Origin of the sequence: Collimonas sp. (assembly GCF_039923675.1) — a bacterium.
Classification (GTDB): Bacteria; Pseudomonadota; Gammaproteobacteria; order Burkholderiales; family Burkholderiaceae_D; genus Collimonas.
The window spans coordinates 61,616-76,694 of record NZ_JBDTCG010000078.1; the positions used below are offsets into that span (position 1 = coordinate 61,616).

18 protein-coding genes are annotated in these 15,079 nt (G+C 58.3%); 13 read left to right on the forward strand and 5 right to left on the reverse strand.

Annotated elements, in window-relative coordinates:
- Positions 1-11: 11 nt before the first annotated feature.
- Genes leuC through ABI171_RS16520 form a run of 3 tightly spaced genes read left to right on the forward strand, consistent with a single transcriptional unit; the run spans position 12 to position 2,647 of the window.
- Entirely contained in the window at positions 12-1,436 is a 1,425-nt protein-coding gene (gene leuC, locus ABI171_RS16510; RefSeq protein ID WP_348093620.1) for a 3-isopropylmalate dehydratase large subunit, read from the forward strand.
- Complete coding sequence (gene leuD, locus ABI171_RS16515; RefSeq protein ID WP_348093621.1) at positions 1,429-2,070, forward strand: 3-isopropylmalate dehydratase small subunit; 642 nt, start codon at positions 1,429-1,431, stop codon at positions 2,068-2,070. The genes leuC and leuD overlap by 8 nt, the downstream gene beginning before the upstream one ends.
- A gap of 22 nt (positions 2,071-2,092) precedes the next feature.
- Positions 2,093-2,647 (forward strand): GNAT family N-acetyltransferase, encoded by a 555-nt coding sequence (locus ABI171_RS16520; protein ID WP_348093622.1) that lies wholly within the window; start codon positions 2,093-2,095, stop codon positions 2,645-2,647.
- A gap of 316 nt (positions 2,648-2,963) precedes the next feature.
- Here ABI171_RS16520 and ABI171_RS16525 read toward each other — a convergent pair whose 3' ends face one another.
- Positions 2,964-3,422: a hypothetical protein gene (locus ABI171_RS16525; protein ID WP_348093623.1), complete on the reverse strand. Its 459-nt coding sequence runs from the start codon at positions 3,420-3,422 to the stop codon at positions 2,964-2,966.
- Positions 3,423-3,519: 97 nt separating this feature from the next.
- Here ABI171_RS16525 and ABI171_RS16530 point away from each other — a divergent pair, with 97 nt between their 5' ends.
- From ABI171_RS16530 to ABI171_RS16575, 10 genes are all read left to right on the forward strand, one after another.
- Complete coding sequence (locus ABI171_RS16530) at positions 3,520-4,545, forward strand: NADP-dependent oxidoreductase (RefSeq protein WP_348093624.1); 1,026 nt, start codon at positions 3,520-3,522, stop codon at positions 4,543-4,545.
- A 71-nt stretch (positions 4,546-4,616) separates the two neighbouring features.
- Positions 4,617-4,910 (forward strand): antibiotic biosynthesis monooxygenase, encoded by a 294-nt coding sequence (locus tag ABI171_RS16535; protein ID WP_348093625.1) that lies wholly within the window; start codon positions 4,617-4,619, stop codon positions 4,908-4,910.
- Positions 4,911-5,508: 598 nt separating this feature from the next.
- Positions 5,509-7,149: a peptidase S10 gene (locus tag ABI171_RS16540; RefSeq protein ID WP_348093626.1), complete on the forward strand. Its 1,641-nt coding sequence runs from the start codon at positions 5,509-5,511 to the stop codon at positions 7,147-7,149.
- Positions 7,150-7,227: 78 nt separating this feature from the next.
- Positions 7,228-7,599 carry an EF-hand domain-containing protein gene (locus ABI171_RS16545; protein ID WP_348093627.1) on the forward strand — a complete coding sequence of 124 codons (372 nt, stop codon included), beginning with the start codon at positions 7,228-7,230 and terminating at the stop codon, positions 7,597-7,599.
- Positions 7,600-7,797: 198 nt separating this feature from the next.
- Entirely contained in the window at positions 7,798-9,360 is a 1,563-nt protein-coding gene (locus ABI171_RS16550; RefSeq protein WP_348093628.1) for a DUF1800 domain-containing protein, read from the forward strand.
- A 41-nt stretch (positions 9,361-9,401) separates the two neighbouring features.
- Positions 9,402-10,640: a DUF1501 domain-containing protein gene (locus ABI171_RS16555; RefSeq protein ID WP_348093629.1), complete on the forward strand. Its 1,239-nt coding sequence runs from the start codon at positions 9,402-9,404 to the stop codon at positions 10,638-10,640.
- 127 nt (positions 10,641-10,767) lie between these two features.
- Positions 10,768-11,094, forward strand: coding sequence for a YbjQ family protein (locus ABI171_RS16560; RefSeq protein WP_348093630.1), 327 nt, complete (start codon positions 10,768-10,770; stop codon positions 11,092-11,094).
- Positions 11,095-11,096: 2 nt separating this feature from the next.
- Positions 11,097-11,399: a hypothetical protein gene (locus tag ABI171_RS16565; protein ID WP_348093631.1), complete on the forward strand. Its 303-nt coding sequence runs from the start codon at positions 11,097-11,099 to the stop codon at positions 11,397-11,399.
- A gap of 50 nt (positions 11,400-11,449) precedes the next feature.
- Positions 11,450-12,403, forward strand: coding sequence for a cupin-like domain-containing protein (locus ABI171_RS16570; RefSeq protein WP_348093632.1), 954 nt, complete (start codon positions 11,450-11,452; stop codon positions 12,401-12,403).
- A 113-nt stretch (positions 12,404-12,516) separates the two neighbouring features.
- Positions 12,517-12,807, forward strand: coding sequence for a hypothetical protein (locus ABI171_RS16575; RefSeq protein WP_348093633.1), 291 nt, complete (start codon positions 12,517-12,519; stop codon positions 12,805-12,807).
- On the opposite strand, the gene ABI171_RS16580 is transcribed toward ABI171_RS16575, so the two are convergent.
- The 4 genes from ABI171_RS16580 to ABI171_RS16595 all read right to left on the reverse strand — a co-directional run bounded on the left by ABI171_RS16580 (position 12,804) and on the right by ABI171_RS16595 (position 15,064).
- On the reverse strand, positions 12,804-13,361 hold the full coding sequence (locus ABI171_RS16580; protein WP_348093634.1) for a GNAT family N-acetyltransferase: 558 nt from the start codon (positions 13,359-13,361) through the stop codon (positions 12,804-12,806). The two genes, ABI171_RS16575 and ABI171_RS16580, sit on opposite strands and share 4 nt — an antisense overlap.
- Positions 13,354-13,890, reverse strand: coding sequence for a tail fiber protein (locus ABI171_RS16585; protein WP_348093635.1), 537 nt, complete (start codon positions 13,888-13,890; stop codon positions 13,354-13,356). Before ABI171_RS16585 ends, ABI171_RS16580 begins: the two co-directional genes overlap by 8 nt.
- Before the next feature lie 79 nt (positions 13,891-13,969).
- Positions 13,970-14,503 carry a tail fiber protein gene (locus ABI171_RS16590; RefSeq protein ID WP_348093636.1) on the reverse strand — a complete coding sequence of 178 codons (534 nt, stop codon included), beginning with the start codon at positions 14,501-14,503 and terminating at the stop codon, positions 13,970-13,972.
- A gap of 30 nt (positions 14,504-14,533) precedes the next feature.
- Entirely contained in the window at positions 14,534-15,064 is a 531-nt protein-coding gene (locus tag ABI171_RS16595) for a tail fiber protein (protein ID WP_348093637.1), read from the reverse strand.
- Positions 15,065-15,079 lie beyond the last annotated feature (15 nt).

Here is a 15,079-nt window from a genome sequence, read left to right on the forward strand (position 1 = left end):
AGAGGCCTCATATGTCGCAACGCAGCTTATATAGAAAACTGGTGGATTCGCACACCGTTACCCAGCTCGACGAACAGCATGTGCTGCTGTATGCGGATCTGCATATCATGAATGAATACACCAGCCCGCAAGCATTCAGCAGCCTGCGCGAGAAGAATCGCGCGGTGCTGCGGCCGCGGCAGCAACTGGCGGTGGTGTCGCACATTATTCCGACCCACCCGGTCAGCGTCGCCAGCCGGGTGATTCTCGATCCGGCATCGGCGCTACAAGCCAGCAATCTCAAGCGCAATTGCCGTGACTTCGGCATCAAGCTGTTCGATACCAATCATGAAGAGCAAGGCATCGAGCACATCATCGCGCCGGAACACGGCTGGATCCGGCCTGGCATGGTGGTATTGTGCGGCGACAGCCACACGACGACTTATGGTGCGCTGGGCGCCTTGGGATTCGGCGTCGGCACTTCCGAAGTGGAGCACATATTGGCGACGCAGACCCTGGTCTACCGGCTGGCGCAGGACATGCGCATCAAGGTCGATGGCGCGTTACCGGCCGGGACGTCGGTCAAGGATCTGATCCTTCTCATCATTGCCCGTATCGGCGCCCAGGGCGCCCGCGGCTATGCGGTAGAGTTTTGCGGGACGACGATTGCCGCGTTGTCGGCCGAGGCAAGGATGACTTTATGCAATATGGCGGTGGAGGCCGGCGCGCGGGCGGCGTTGATCCGTCCGGATCAGACCACCTACGACTATATTCGGCAAAAAGCTCGTGAACTGGATGCGCAGGAGTTCCAGCAAGCGCTTGGCGACTGGCAGCAATTGTATTCGGACGACGACGCCGCATTCGATGTTGAACATATCTTTGCCGCGCAAGACGTTGCGCCGTTTGTGACCTGGGGCACCAGCCCCGACCAGGCTATTGCGGTCAATGCGCCGACTCCGGAGCCGTCGCGGGCGGCCGATGAACATGCCGGCGCCACGATTGCACAGGCGTTGCAGTACATGGGCGTGTCCGCCGGCGCGTCGCTGCTTGGCTTGCCGGTAGACCGCGTCTTCATCGGTTCTTGCACCAACGGTCGCATCGAAGATTTGCGGATTGCCGCTGGCATGGTCAAAGGCAAACATGTAGCGCCTACTGTAAGGGCCATGGTGGTTCCCGGCTCCGGTGAAGTGCGGCGGCAAGCGGAACAGGAAGGCCTGGCCGATATTTTCATTGCCGCCGGTTTTGAATGGCGGCAGCCGGGATGTTCGATGTGCCTGGCGATGAATGACGACGTCCTGGCGCCGGGAGAACGCTGCGCGTCGACCACCAACCGCAATTTCGAAGGTCGTCAGGGCCGAGGCGGGCGCACCCATCTGATGAGTCCTGCGATGGCGGCCGCAGCGGCAATTACGGGCTGCATCAGCGATGTCCGCACACTGGAGAATCAACATGGCTGAGACCACCCGCATTGAAGGCATCGCAGCGCCGCTGCTGATCGACAACCTCGATACCGACCAGATCATGCCGAAGCAGTTTCTGCGCACGATTACCAAAGAAGGCTTGGATAAAGGTGTATTGTTTGACTTGCGGTTTCAGCCGGACGGCAGCGCCAAGCCAGACTTCGTGCTGAGTCGTCCGGAATACAGGAACGCGAAAATCCTGGTCTGCGGCCCCAATTTCGGCTGCGGGTCCAGCCGTGAACACGCGGTGTGGGGCTTGCAGCAATTGGGGATCGAGGCGATTATCGCATCCAGTTTTGGCGAGATTTTTTTCAGCAATGCGCTGAATAATCGTTTGCTGCTGATCGTTCTCGCACCTGACAAAATTGCGCTGCTGTTGCAAGCGCTGGACATTAGTAATCATCAACTGCGTATTGACCTGGAAACTATGCAAGTGCGTTGTGGTTCGCATGTCTTCAATTTTACGCTGAGCGAACGGCATAGAAAAATGATAGTCAAAGGACTCGACATGGTGGGCGCAACGCTGCAATTGCTGCCGCAAATTGAAGCATTCGAGAATGGACATGTTGCAGCTTGCAGCTGGGCCAGGGTTTTGTCATCGGTTTCAAACATTGATGGGAATGCGGAATAATTTGCGATAGGATCACAGGGTTGTGCTCGAAACCGTACGAGTCGTACTTGAAGTCTGCCACTATGTGATGAAAGAAATTATGTTCAGTGTTGTACCGATCCGTGCCGAGCACGCTGCAGGTTTCCGAGAGGCGGTAGATGCGATCGCCCGCGAGCGTATTCACCTGGGACAGACCGAAGCACGTTCACTACTCTGGTTCAACGAATTTGTCGCACAAAATATCAAGAACAATCATGCCGAGTTTGTTGCGTTGAGCGGCAAAGAGGTAATCGGCTGGTGCGACGTCCTGCCTCATCCGCTGCCTGGCTTCGGCCACGGCGGCACGCTGGGAATGGGAGTGCTTGAATCCTGGCGTGGCAAGGGATGCGGAAACGCACTGTTGGCGGCAACCCTTGAGCGCGCCGTGGCCAACGGCATCACGCGGGTTGAGCTTGAAGTCTACGCTCGCAATGCCGCCGCGATCGCACTCTATCGCAAGCATGGCTTTGTTGAAGAGGGAGTGAAACGCAACGCAAGGTTTCTCGATGGCCGACATGACGATGTCGTCATGATGGCGTTGCTGGTCGGGATGGACTAATCAGAATACGCAAATGCTGAAGAATAATTATGTACGTATCGCTTCCCATTCGTTGCGTAACAATGCGTATATATTCATATCGACATGCTTGCTTTGAACGAATTTGGCGCCGCGCGCGACCCCTTCGTTCCGATAGCCACATTTGATCGTCACCTTTTCAGAGGCGATATTTCTTGTATCCATTTTTATTTCAAGATGATTGATCATGAGGGCGCGAAACAAATTGGCGTTTCAATTCTTCCTGCATCGCCAGCCTCGGCATTGCGAGCTACGGTACGGTGATCTGCGTGTATGGAAAGTTTGTCGGCCGGACGCACTATTGAAAAACAAACAGCGCGAATATCAGGGAAACCGCAATGACTGTCGCAGATAGCGCAATCAGCTCAAGCACATTTTTTCTGGTTCTAGGCAATGGGCTGCGGCGAAATGCAATAATACCCAATACAAACGCTATTGCGGATAACAGGCTGATCGCCAGCATTGCGCAACCGTATATGCCAATGATGGCCATGCCGCATCCTGGTCCCGGATGCTCGCTCACGAATTGGGCTTGCTGGCGCCAGGCCCATCCAATCGGAAGTAGCCACGCCAAAGCAAGAGTCGTCCAGGCGGCGCGCCGGTAACTGAATGGGTGCGTCAATTGCAACCTCTTCGAGATGCGCGAATCAGATAAAGCTGTTCTGGGTATGGCGGGATGCTGATACCGCCAATTTTTAAATTTCTTTTTGTAATATTTAATCATAGTTTGCGATATGGCGTGATGTAAATTAGTCACTGTCAGTGGCCGTGGCAAATTTAATTTTATGTACGGAGTCAACGCAGTTTTGACAATTTCGCTACACTGTCAGGCCAACAGCAACCAGGCAGCAACCATGCAAAACACCTACCAGAATCGACAGTGGTTCTACGTCAAACGTCCGGATGGCCGCGTCGGCAATGATCACTATGAGTTGCGCGAAAACGAACTGGACGGCAGTCTGGCGACCAATGAAGTGATCCTGCGGGCCAGGTTCATCAGCGTCGATCCGTATATCCGTATCCAGCAGCACGAGCGCAATACCTACGATGTGCCGCATCCGCTGGGGATAGTCCAACGCGCAGGCGTGGTGGGCGAAGTGGTGGCCTCGGCCAGTCCGCTGTACCGGGTTGGCGACTGGGTGTCCGCCTATAGCGGCTGGCAACTGTATGCGCGCTGCCATCACAGCGAACTGACCAGGCTTGATCCGGGCGCTGCGCCGGTTTCCACCGCGCTCGGGGTGTTGGGCATGCCGGGCCGCACCGCCTGGTTCGGCCTGACCGAAGCCGGCCGTCCGCGCCCCGGCGATACCTTGCTGGTGTCGGGCGCCGCCGGTGCGGTCGGATCGTTGGTGGCGCAGTTCGGCAAGCGGGCAGGGTGCCGCGTGATCGGCATCGCCGGCGGCGCCGAGAAATGCAAATTCCTGACCGAAACGCTGAAGCTGGACGGCGCCATCGATTACCGTGCGCATCAAACCCACGAAGCCCTGAGCGCGGCGATTCAAGCGGCAACCGGCGGCGTCGATATCTATTTCGATAATGTCGGCGGCCCGATTACCGATGCGGTCATCCCGCTGATCAAGCGCCGCGCCCGCATCATCATCTGTGGCGCCATCAGCCAATACGACGGCGGCTTGGATACGCCTGACCTCGGGCCGCGCTTTCTGCAGCACATGCTGTTCCAGCGCGCCACCATCCAGGGCATCCTGGCGCGCGATTACGTTAATCGCATGGACGAGATGCTGGCGGTTGTCGCGCCTTGGGTGAAAAGCGGAGAGATCGTGTTTCAAGAGACGTATGTCGACGGTTTCGAACAATTGCCCGATGCGCTGAACAGCTTGTTCGAGGGCAAGAACATCGGCAAGCTGCTGGTACGGGTCTGATCGCGGACATTGCAATGTGCGGCCGGGCGGCTAAACTTGAAAGCTGGTCGTCCACGCACAGGAGATTCAAGATGGTTAAGGTTGGTTTGTTCGTCAAGCTGGAAGCAAGACCGGGCAAAGAGGCAGATGTCGAGGCATTTCTGCACGACGGTTTGGCAATCGTACAACAGGAGCTGGCGACAACCACCTGGTATGCGCTCAAACTAGGGCCGTCGACCTATGGCATCTTCGATACTTTCCCTGATGACGCCGGCCGCCAGGCGCATCTCACCGGGCGCGTCGCTGCGGCGCTGATGGGCCGGGCGACTGAATTGTTTTCGCAAGCGCCGTCTATCGAAAAGATCGACATCCTGGCAGCGAAGTAGTCTCGCCGGCTTCTGCTTTGTTGCTGTTCCGCCAGACGCTCGTCTGGCGGGATTTCACATCATATTGACGCTGTTTTCCTCCGGTTTTCCTCCACCATATCCGATGGCCATCGTTGCGCATCGCAGCATGGACTTAATTGAAACTTTCCTTGAAGAAATGTACTTTTGTAGTATACCTCTGAGGTGGCTGGATCGAATCTCACTCGGTTGTCTTCGCAGTGAAAATCCCTGGCCAGGTCGCAAGGTCTTGCGGCTGCCTATCCAATCCGGATTCATCGATGAAGTACCAAACCGATCGCTCGGACAAAGGTAGCCTGTTCAGTTGTCAGTTCTATTTCAGTTGTATTTCAGCTGTGTGTCAGTGTCAATGGGGAGCGTAAATAACAGCTTGTCGCGACGACCGGGATTCGTTCTGGCGGCGCAAGCAATGGCGAAATAACGGTAGCGCTTTTGTCAGTCAAATCACCCAGCGTGGATGTGTTGCCGACCAGTGCGGCGGCATGCCATAAACAAGAAAGGGCAAGAGATGAAAACAGATCGTCGCATGCATGCCAGTACTGCTCCTCAAATTACTGCTCCTCAAATACTTCGAAAGCTTATGCGCGCCGCAGTGGCGGCGCTGACGCTGGTCGCCGGATACGGCGGAATTTTTTCTGCGCCGGCTGCGGCCGCGGTCTTGCCGCCAGACCAGCCGTACATGGACAACACTGCTTACGCATTTGGCGCCACCGATGGCTTGGCTGCGTCCGTGGTTAATGAGAAGGCGGCGGTGGCCTATCACCAGCTGACCTATCGCGAGACCGGTCGGCGGGTTGCCTACACGACGACAACCGGGCATCTCACCGCCGCCGACGCCAACGGCAAGCCCCAGGCGTCGATGTTCTACGTTGCCTACACGGCCAAGAACCGGGGGCCGTTCCCGCGTCCGATAACTTTCTTCTACAACGGCGGTCCCGGATCATCGTCGATCTGGCTGCGGCTCGGTTCGTTTGCGCCAAGCCGGGTAGCCACGCCGGATCCGTACACCACCGGCTGGCCTAACTTCCCGTTGGTGGATAACCAGGAGAGCCTGATCGATACCACCGACATGGTATTCATCGACCCGCCCGGTACGGGATTTTCCGAAGCGGTGCTGCCCAACACAAATCAAACTTTCTGGGGCGTCGACCAGGATGCCGGCGTGATGCGCGATTTCATCCTGCGTTATCTGGCAGTCAATCCGCGGCCCGACTCGCCGAAATACCTGTACGGCGAATCGTACGGCACGCCACGCACCGATGTGCTGGCGCCGCTGTTGGAACAGGCGGGGGTGAAACTGAGCGGGATTATCCTGCAATCATGCATTCTGGACTATAACGACCAGTATCCGAGCGCCTCTGATCTGCAGCGCGCCACGGACTACACCGTGTCGCTGTTGCCGGGCTATGCCGAAGTGGCGGCATTTTTCGGCCAGGTGACGCCACCGCCGTTTGGCGTACGCTCCTTTGCAGAGCAAATGCGAGAATTCTCGACCAGGCATTATGCTGAATTCCTGCCATACGGCCCGACCTTCCTCGGCCTGGCCAATCCGCCGGTATTTCCGACGCCGGCGGTGTATGCGCAACTGTCGCGCCAGAGCACAGTGAGCGTCAGCGCGCTGACAGCTTACCTTGGGCCGAATCCGCTCAACACCACTCTGGTTCCCGGTTCCACCATCGGCGGCTACGATGGCCGGGTTTCGGCGCCGAACAACAGTCCGATGCTGGTCGGAGATTCCGATCCGTCCGATGCCTTGATCGCCAAGCCGTTCCCGGTGATCCTGGCCCAGCAGTTGCCGGACTACCTGAAATACACGGCGCCGAATACCACCTATGTGACCTTGAGCGATACGGCCAACATCAACTGGGATTTCAGCCACGGCGGCCTGCCGGTGCCCGATACGATTCCCGACCTGCTGGCCGAGCTGACGCTCAATCCGCATATCAAGGTGCTGGTTGAAAACGGCTACCACGATCTGGTCACGCCATTCTTCGTGACGGAAAAGGATCTGGGACGGCTCAAGAGCGTGAAAGGCTTACGGCCGGATATCCAGGTCACGCACTATGCCGGCGGTCACATGATCTACCTCGAAGACACCTCGCGGCCACGCATGAAAACCGATCTGGTGAATTATTACCGGGGCTTTCCGATCGGCGGCGCGATGACTTTCGCTCAGCTGCCGAAACCGTGGTCTGATTTGCCACCGGCCGGCACGCCTTAGGCGTTTGTTGCTGTTCGCGCAACCGGTGTCAATGGCGCCGGGACCGACTATGATTAAGAAAGGCGTAGAGGAAATCCTATGAAAAAACCACTTTATCTGATGATATTCGCCCTGTGTGCAACGGCAGGCATGGCGCAAGCCAGCGATGTCGCCGCGGCTCCCGCCGGCGTTGTGAAGCATGGCGTGGAGGGACCGTTCTTTCCAGCAGCGAGGCCAGCCACAGCGACGCCGGTGGCATCGACCGGAGACGCGCTGCAGGCGCAAGCCATGGCGCGCCTGAAAACCAACTTCGATGCGGCCGATGTCGCCAAGAGCGGCTCCCTGACGCAGCAGCAGGCGCAAAAGGGCAGATTGGGTTATGTCGCCGACAATTTCAGCAAGATCGACGTCAACAAGACCGGCAAGGTGACCTTTGACGATGTGAAGCATTACCTGCAGTCGCAACAGTAGTTGACTAGCTCCTCAACGGCGAGCTGGCGAGGGAAGAGCGCAGCCATGTTGCATATGGATGCGCTCTTTTTTTGAGCGGCCGGCAAGCTCCTGCCATTACAGATCGTTACATTCGATACATATTGGTGGTGGCGGAGAGGTGTCTGAAATGCGTTAATGCAATGAGGTTTATTCTAATAATTCCAATCAAGGCCGCATATGAAATTGCCGATCCGGGTAGCCGTATTTGCCGCCGCATTTACCATTTTGTCAATCAGTTCACTGGCGGCAACCGCAGCTTCCTTGCCGGCTGATTTATCGGCTGACCAGCAGGCGTTGCATGTGCTGGACCGGCTGGGCTACGGTCCGAAGCCGGGCGACATAGAGCGCATCAAGCAGATGGGAATCGAGCGTTACATCGATGCCCAGCTCCACCCGGAAAGCATTCCGCTACCCGCCGCATTGACCCAGCGGCTGAGCATGCTTGAGACCAGCAATGAAAGTACGGGCGAAGTGCTGGCCGAATTTCTAGCGGTACGCAAGGTGGCTAGTGACGGCGACGAGGCAGCCAAACAAAAGCGGCGCGAAGTGGTCGGCAAGATCGTCGAACAGAACGCCGAAGCCAGGATCGCGCGCGCCGTCGACAGTCCGCGCCAGCTGGAAGAAGTGATGGTCGATTTCTGGTTCAACCATTTCAATGTGTATGCAGGCAAAGGCCTGGACCGGGCCCTGGTCGGCAGCTACGAACGCGACGCGATCCGTCCTTATGTGCTGGGCTCGTTCCGCGACTTGCTGGGTGCGACCGCCAAACATCCGGCGATGCTGTTTTACCTGGATAACTGGCTCTCGACTTCGGCCGACTATCAGCCGGGGCAATTCAGGAAGAATGGGGCACAAGGTCAAAAGGCCAAGGCCACCGGCCTGAACGAAAATTATGCGCGCGAACTGATGGAGCTGCATACGCTAGGCGTGGATGGCGGCTATAGCCAGAAGGATGTCACCGAGCTGGCGCGCATGCTCACCGGCTGGACCTTCGAACCGCGCGACCTGGTGCGCAACAACCGTAGCTTCCGCTTCGATGCGCAGCGCCACGATATGGGCGACAAAGAATGGCTGGGCCATCATGTCGGCGCCCAAGGCCAGGGCGAAGGAGAATTTGCGCTGGACGTGCTAGCCATGCATCCCGCGACCGCCCGTCATTTGAGCTATGAACTGGCGCAATATTTTGTGCAGGACGATCCGTCGCCGGAACTGGTGGCGCGCTTGTCCAAGCGCTACCTCGAGACCAGCGGCAACATCCGCGAAGTGCTGCGAACCTTGTTCCATAGTCCTGAATTCATGGCGTCCGTCAATGTCGGCGCCAAGTTCAAAACCCCTTATCAGTTTGTGATATCGGCTGCGCGCGCCAGCCAGGCGCCGATTACCAATGTGCGGCCGTTGCTGGGCGTATTGAATCAACTGGGCATGCCGCTGTATGGCGCGCAAACGCCGGACGGCTACAAGAATACCCAGGCGGCATGGCTGAATCCTGATGCCCTGACGCGACGCATTACCTTTGCCGCTGCGCTGGCCGCCGGCCGCTTGCCGCTGAATAAGATGCCGGGCAACGACGGTAATACAGCTGGCGCGCCAGTCGTGGCCGAGCAGCCGCTGGATGCCAACACGTTGCTGGATACGCTGGGTCCGGCGATTTCCGGTAAAACCCGCGCCACCATCAACAATAATCCGCAAGCTTTACGCGCCGCCATGGTGCTCGGCAGTCCGGATTTCATGCAGCGCTGAATCGCTATCTGCGCTATCAGAATGAACGCAAGGAGAACATCATGAACCGCAGGAATTTGTTAAAACTGATGGCGATCACAGGCAGCATGGTGATTCCGGTGGGCCGCCAGGCCTGGGCCGCCGTCGGCGACGACAGCGCCGGCACCAAACGCAAGCTGGTGGTGGTCATGCTGCGCGGCGCGGTGGACGGCCTGAACGTGGTTGCGCCATACGGCGATGCCAATTATGCGCGCTTGCGGCCGACCATCGGGCTGGCGCGTCCGGGGCAAGACGGCGGCGCGTTGGACCTGGACGGCTATTTCGGCCTGCATCCGGCGCTGGCCTCGTTGCAGCCGCTTTGGGAACAAAAGAAATTGGCCTTTATCCACGCCTCCGGTTCGCCGGACGCCACCCGCTCACACTTTGATGCCCAGGACTATCTGGAATCCGGCACGCCCGGTAGAAAATCTACGCAAGACGGCTGGCTGAACCGTTTGCTGACCGTCTTGCCCGGTACGGCATCGCCAACTCGTGCGATCAGCGTCGGGCCGCTGATGCCGCGCATCCTGAGCGGCCGGGCGCCGGCCACCAATCTGGCTGCGGGCGCGGCCGGCACCAAGGAGTCGATACTCGACCGGCCGAAGATCGGCAGCGCTTTCGACCAGATGTATCAGGGCAGCGATAAATTCGCCAGCACCTATCAGGACGGCCGCGATGCGCACAAGGAAGTCATGACGGCTTCAATGAAAGATGAAATGCAGGCTGCGGATGGCGGCGCGCCTTTGCCTAACGGCTTTCCGAACGATGCGGCGCATCTGGCCAGGCTGATGCGTAACGATCCGAAAATCCAGATCGCGTTTGTCGCGCTGGGCGGCTGGGATACCCATGCCTATCAAGGTAACGGCAAAGGACAACTGGCGAACCGGCTGGCGCCGTTGGGGCAGGGACTGGCGACGCTGGCGCAAGGATTGGGGCCGGTATTCGACGACACCACCATTGTGGTGATGTCGGAATTCGGCCGCACCGCCCGCCAGAACGGCAACGGTGGTACGGATCATGGCCACGGCAATGTGATGTGGGTGCTGGGCAGCGGCGTCGCCGGCGGCAAGGTGTATGGCGATTGGCAGGGGCTGGCCGACGGCCAGTTGCATGAAGGACGCGACTTGCCGGTCACTACCGATTTCCGTTCGGTGCTGGCGCAGGTTTCAGAACGTCATTTGCGTTTGAGCGATCAGCAATTGATGCAAGTATTTCCGGATATGCCCAACAATAAGGCTAGCCCCCGTTTCATGCTCGGATAGTGCCGGCCCGCACAGTGATTTGTAGCGTTGTCGCGTGGTCGTACAAGCATGCACGCAAGTCATTCCTCTGCACAGCGATGCCGTACTCAATTACAATTGAAGAACGGCAACTGTTTAAGGGAATAACATGCTTGTGGTCACAACAGAAAACATCTCCGGCTATCGGGTCAGGGAAGTCAAAGGCCAGGTATTCGGGCTGGTGGTTCGCAGCCGCGGACTGGCCGGTAACATCATGGCAGGGCTGCGCTCTATCATCGGCGGTGAAATCACTGAATACACGCAATTGCTGGAAGAAGCGCGGCGTCACGCGGTCGACCGTATGGTCAAGAATGCACATCGGATGGGCGCCAACGCCGTGGTGATGATGCGCTTCGATTCTTCCGAGATGGGGCAGACCATGAGCGAAATCGTCGCCTACGGCACCGCGGTCGTCATCGACCCGATTGCGCCGTAATCATGCTACGCCTGGCCTTGCTCGGATTCGCTGTATTGCTGACCTGCGCCGGCATCTTTTGCAGCGTGGGCGGCATACCGGCGGCTTTCCCGCTGACGACCTGGGGCTTGATACTGTTGTTCGCGGTGCTGCTGGAGCGCTGGCGCTATCACCGCCCGCACAAAGCCGATGAGGGACCGTGGCAGGAAACCGGCGAGCGTTTTGTCGATCCGGAGTCGGGACGCACGATGCGCGTTCTCTACAGTCCCAGCAGTGGCGAACGGCGCTATGTTGCCGCCGGCGAAAATCCCGATATCGCGCCATAATGTGGCAGGCGGTAACCGCCGCCGTCGCTTACCATCATCCTTAAAGAAACATGACACAAATACTAGGCCCCGCATTCACACTGGTCGAGGAAATCGACGTCTCGCAACTGGCCGACGCCGGCGGCTTCGGCAGCAGGACCCGGCCACTGCTGGTAAAAGGCGCGTTGAGAAACTGGCCGGCGCAGCACAACTGGTCGTTTGAAAAGCTGGCGCAATTACGCAACAAGGATGGCTCCGAGCCGACCCGGAAATTCCAGAACGGCCTGGTCGAGCAGGGCGAAACCCAGGAGCGTCCATCCCTGCCTATCGCGCCCTACCTACGTGAGCTGGCGGCGCTTGCCACGCAGCCAGTCAGCGAAACCGTGGGATTGCTGACGAACCAGCGGCGGCGCCAGTTGCAGCCCGGTGAAGAATTTCATCTCAACTGGGCCCACATGCAATCGTTTACGCCACACCGCAATTATCTGGCGCAATGGAGCATCCTCGAAGATTTCCCGCAGCTGCGCAGCGATTTCGACATCCGCAGTTTGTGGCCGGGTTGGCGCTGGACCTGGGAATCGGTTTTCATGGGCCCCGCCAACACCCATACCGGCTTGCATCGCGACGTGCCGAACAACTGGTTTTGCCAGGCGCGCGGGGTCAAGGAGTTTGTCATGTTTCCGCCGTCGGAAGAGGCGTATATGAACCCGTCCGACAAATACGACTGGGGCGCCACGCTGAGCAGCATCAACATTGCTCGTTTCAACGAACATCCCGAGCAGTTGCAGGCGCTGGAGCGCGCCAAGGGCCTGTATGTGCGGGTCGAGGAGGGCGACGCCTTGTTCATTCCGAAAGGCACCTGGCATGCAGTGGTGTCGCTGGCGCCATCGATCAGTCTGGCGGTGTTCGGCCTGACCGCCAAGGAGATCTTGCTCAGCGGCGTGCCGACTGCGACCAAGGATCTGCTGCACAATATGCACCTGTATCGTTGGGGGCATTGCATTTGCCATTCGCATCTGGCGTGAGGCAGTTTGTCTCGCAGATAAAAATAGCGCCGGCGCCTTAATCAGGTATCGTGCCGTGAGGAAATTCCATTAGAATTGCTGTGTCCGATCAACACTGCACACACTACGGAAACATGGATATCCTCACGCTGGACTATTTTGCCGCACGACTGAACGAAACCTTCATATCCGAGACTGACGGCAACGCGGCTTTTATCCTGGTTGAAGCCAAGCCTATGGTTGCGGCCACGCTGGAAGGGATGCTACGAGCGCCGTTCAGCCTGCTGTTCCGCAACTGTTCGCCGATCATGTTTAATCAAAAAATCTTCAACATGAAGCATGAATCGATCGGCCAGGTAGGCATATTCCTGGTGCCGGTGGCGCGCGACCGTGAAGGCTTCCTGTATCAGGCGGTATTCAACTAGCTTTCCGTCGCGGCAGTCCAGCGCATGGCGGTATACGGTCCGTCCTGCAGAGTGGCTACAAAGCCCAGCCTTTGATAGAGCCGCCGCGCCGCGTTGTTGGTCACGTCGACATGTAGATTCAAACTGCTTTCAACTGCTTGCGCCAGCGTTTGTGCATGGCGGATCAGCGCCGTACCAATGCCGCTGTTGCGCCATTGCTGCAACAGGCTGATATCCACGATCAAAAACTCTCCCGCTTGTCTGGATAGATAAAAACGTCCGACCGGGCCGCCATCTGCTTCAATCAACAGAAAGTCGGCGCTGGAAAAGTGCGTCAGGTAGTGTTTGTGCTGCAATCCAAACTGGCTATCCAGGAAGGCAGTTTTATGCGCCGGCGGCCACGGTACCCGGGCCAGTTCGGCGGCCCGCAGCTGATGGTACAGCTCACGCAGGAAACCGAGATCGCTCGCTGTGCAGGGGCGCAAAGCAATACCGCGCAGTTTCAGCGGGAGCGGCGTTTCCAGCGCTGTGCCGGCTGGGAAGCCGGCCAGCGCAGGTGTGATGGACTCAGCCAAATGCAGGGAATACACCTTGCAACGCTATGCAAAAATTCAACGCCAGCAGCGGCTGGCGGTTTTCGTGCGGCTGGTTGCCACCGGCAGGGCCAACCACAGCCCCCGCCAACGTCGCGTTCGGCGTCGGGTTGCCAGGTACGTAAGGCAATGTGCTGGTCGGCAGGATGAAAGCATTTCCGCTGGCCGGAACGTTGTTTTGCAAAGCGGCATTTGCCTGGTGATAGACATTGACCGCATGCGTGTGCGAGGGCATCTGGCTGCTGCTCAAGGTGATGCCTTCCGAGCCGAAGGTTTCACCGATGTCGCGTGGCGTCAAACCCGGCCCCTGTCCCTGGCTGCATGCGGTGCGCCCGGCAAAATTCGGCAGCTGGAAATTGGTCTGGCCATTGCCGCCGTAGTTGACGCCTATTAATGAAAACAAGGCCGTATTCTGACTGATCGGCAGGATGGCGCCGTTGCATTGCGCCCAGTTGTTCGGTGCGAAATTGAAGCCGAAAATCTGAATCTCACCCAAATATGGTGTGGTCATGGTGTTTTCCCTTGTCTGTGCTGATGGCGATGCCTGCGCTGTAAAGTTGTAATGCGACAGGTACCCTGGCTACTGGCTGTTAAGACTGCGACGGAAAGATACCTGCCCAGGCAATGCAGAACGACACCGTCAGCGTCGGCATGGTGTTGTCATGCGGCAGGTTGTTGCCGGTCGCCGTGGTCGAGGCCGGGGTCATGACAAAGGGCGTGAGTCCGGTGATGCTGCTGGTATACAGCTTGTCGCCGCCGGCCGCAGCGCCCAGTTGCAACGGCGCCGCCGGCGTGGTGGCGGTGCCGACACTGGAGGTGGCCGCATACTGATGCGTATGGGCCGGCATGTTGCCAGATAGAAGAGTAACGTTTTCGTTGCCGCCCAATTCGCCCAGGACGCGTGTTGTCAGCCCCGGGCCGGTGCCTTGGTGCAGCGGCACCTGGCCGCGCATGTCTGGTACGCAGAAAGTCTGTACGCCATCGCCGCCAAAAGTTGTGCCAATCAGCGCGAACAGCACGTCGTATTCGGAGATCTGCTGCTGGCTGCCGTCGCAGGCGAACCATCCGGTCGGCACGCGTGGAAAGGCAAACAGGCGTATCTCACCCACATATGGTGTGCTCATGTTTTTGTTATCCCTGTATGTTGATTTGTTTTAGCTGCGCGACGGAAAGATGCCGGTGAGGGCGATGTTGAAATTCAGTACGCGATACGGTTGCATGTTCTGGTGCGCACCGCTGCTGCCGCTGAGCCCTAGTGTCTGCGGCGCCAATGTCACCTGCGGACCGGCTTGCGCGTAGATGGCTTCCGCGCCGCTGCCGCCAAACAAGGCGTTGGTCGGGTTTTTGACCGTGCCGGCGGTTGAGGAGGCATTCGGCAGGTGTGTGTGTTGCGGGAGTTGCTGTTGCTGCACGGTGACCGACTCGACCCCGGTAAACTGGCCCTGGGTATAGGGCGTTGGTTGCCAGTTCGGGTCGGCCGAGCCGCCGGCGTGCAGCGGCACGGAACCCTGCAGGTTGGGAAGGGCGAAGTTGGTTTGGCCGTTGCCGCCGTACTGGGTCCCGAGCAGGGAGAACAGGGCGGTATTTTGGTTAATCGGCAGCAACTGCCCGTTGCATAACGCAAAGCCGCGCTGGGCAAAGCCAAAACCGGTGAGCATTACTTGTCCTAGATAGACTTCAGCCATCGACGTATCTCCAAA

Bases quoted from the DNA above. Each gene is read 5' to 3' on its own strand.
- leuC (WP_348093620.1), top strand. From the start codon at position 12: ATGTCGCAACGCAGCTTATATAGAAAACTGGTGGATTCGCACACCGTT.
- leuD (WP_348093621.1), top strand. From the start codon at position 1,429: ATGGCTGAGACCACCCGCATTGAAGGCATCGCAGCGCCGCTGCTGATC.
- ABI171_RS16530 (WP_348093624.1), top strand. From the start codon at position 3,520: ATGCAAAACACCTACCAGAATCGACAGTGGTTCTACGTCAAACGTCCG.
- ABI171_RS16535 (WP_348093625.1), top strand. From the start codon at position 4,617: ATGGTTAAGGTTGGTTTGTTCGTCAAGCTGGAAGCAAGACCGGGCAAA.
- ABI171_RS16540 (WP_348093626.1), top strand. From the start codon at position 5,509: ATGCGCGCCGCAGTGGCGGCGCTGACGCTGGTCGCCGGATACGGCGGA.
- ABI171_RS16545 (WP_348093627.1), top strand. From the start codon at position 7,228: ATGAAAAAACCACTTTATCTGATGATATTCGCCCTGTGTGCAACGGCA.
- ABI171_RS16550 (WP_348093628.1), top strand. From the start codon at position 7,798: ATGAAATTGCCGATCCGGGTAGCCGTATTTGCCGCCGCATTTACCATT.
- ABI171_RS16555 (WP_348093629.1), top strand. From the start codon at position 9,402: ATGAACCGCAGGAATTTGTTAAAACTGATGGCGATCACAGGCAGCATG.
- ABI171_RS16560 (WP_348093630.1), top strand. From the start codon at position 10,768: ATGCTTGTGGTCACAACAGAAAACATCTCCGGCTATCGGGTCAGGGAA.
- ABI171_RS16565 (WP_348093631.1), top strand. From the start codon at position 11,097: ATGCTACGCCTGGCCTTGCTCGGATTCGCTGTATTGCTGACCTGCGCC.
- ABI171_RS16570 (WP_348093632.1), top strand. From the start codon at position 11,450: ATGACACAAATACTAGGCCCCGCATTCACACTGGTCGAGGAAATCGAC.
- ABI171_RS16575 (WP_348093633.1), top strand. From the start codon at position 12,517: ATGGATATCCTCACGCTGGACTATTTTGCCGCACGACTGAACGAAACC.
- ABI171_RS16585 (WP_348093635.1), bottom strand. From the start codon at position 13,890: ATGACCACACCATATTTGGGTGAGATTCAGATTTTCGGCTTCAATTTC.
- ABI171_RS16590 (WP_348093636.1), bottom strand. From the start codon at position 14,503: ATGAGCACACCATATGTGGGTGAGATACGCCTGTTTGCCTTTCCACGC.
- ABI171_RS16595 (WP_348093637.1), bottom strand. From the start codon at position 15,064: ATGGCTGAAGTCTATCTAGGACAAGTAATGCTCACCGGTTTTGGCTTT.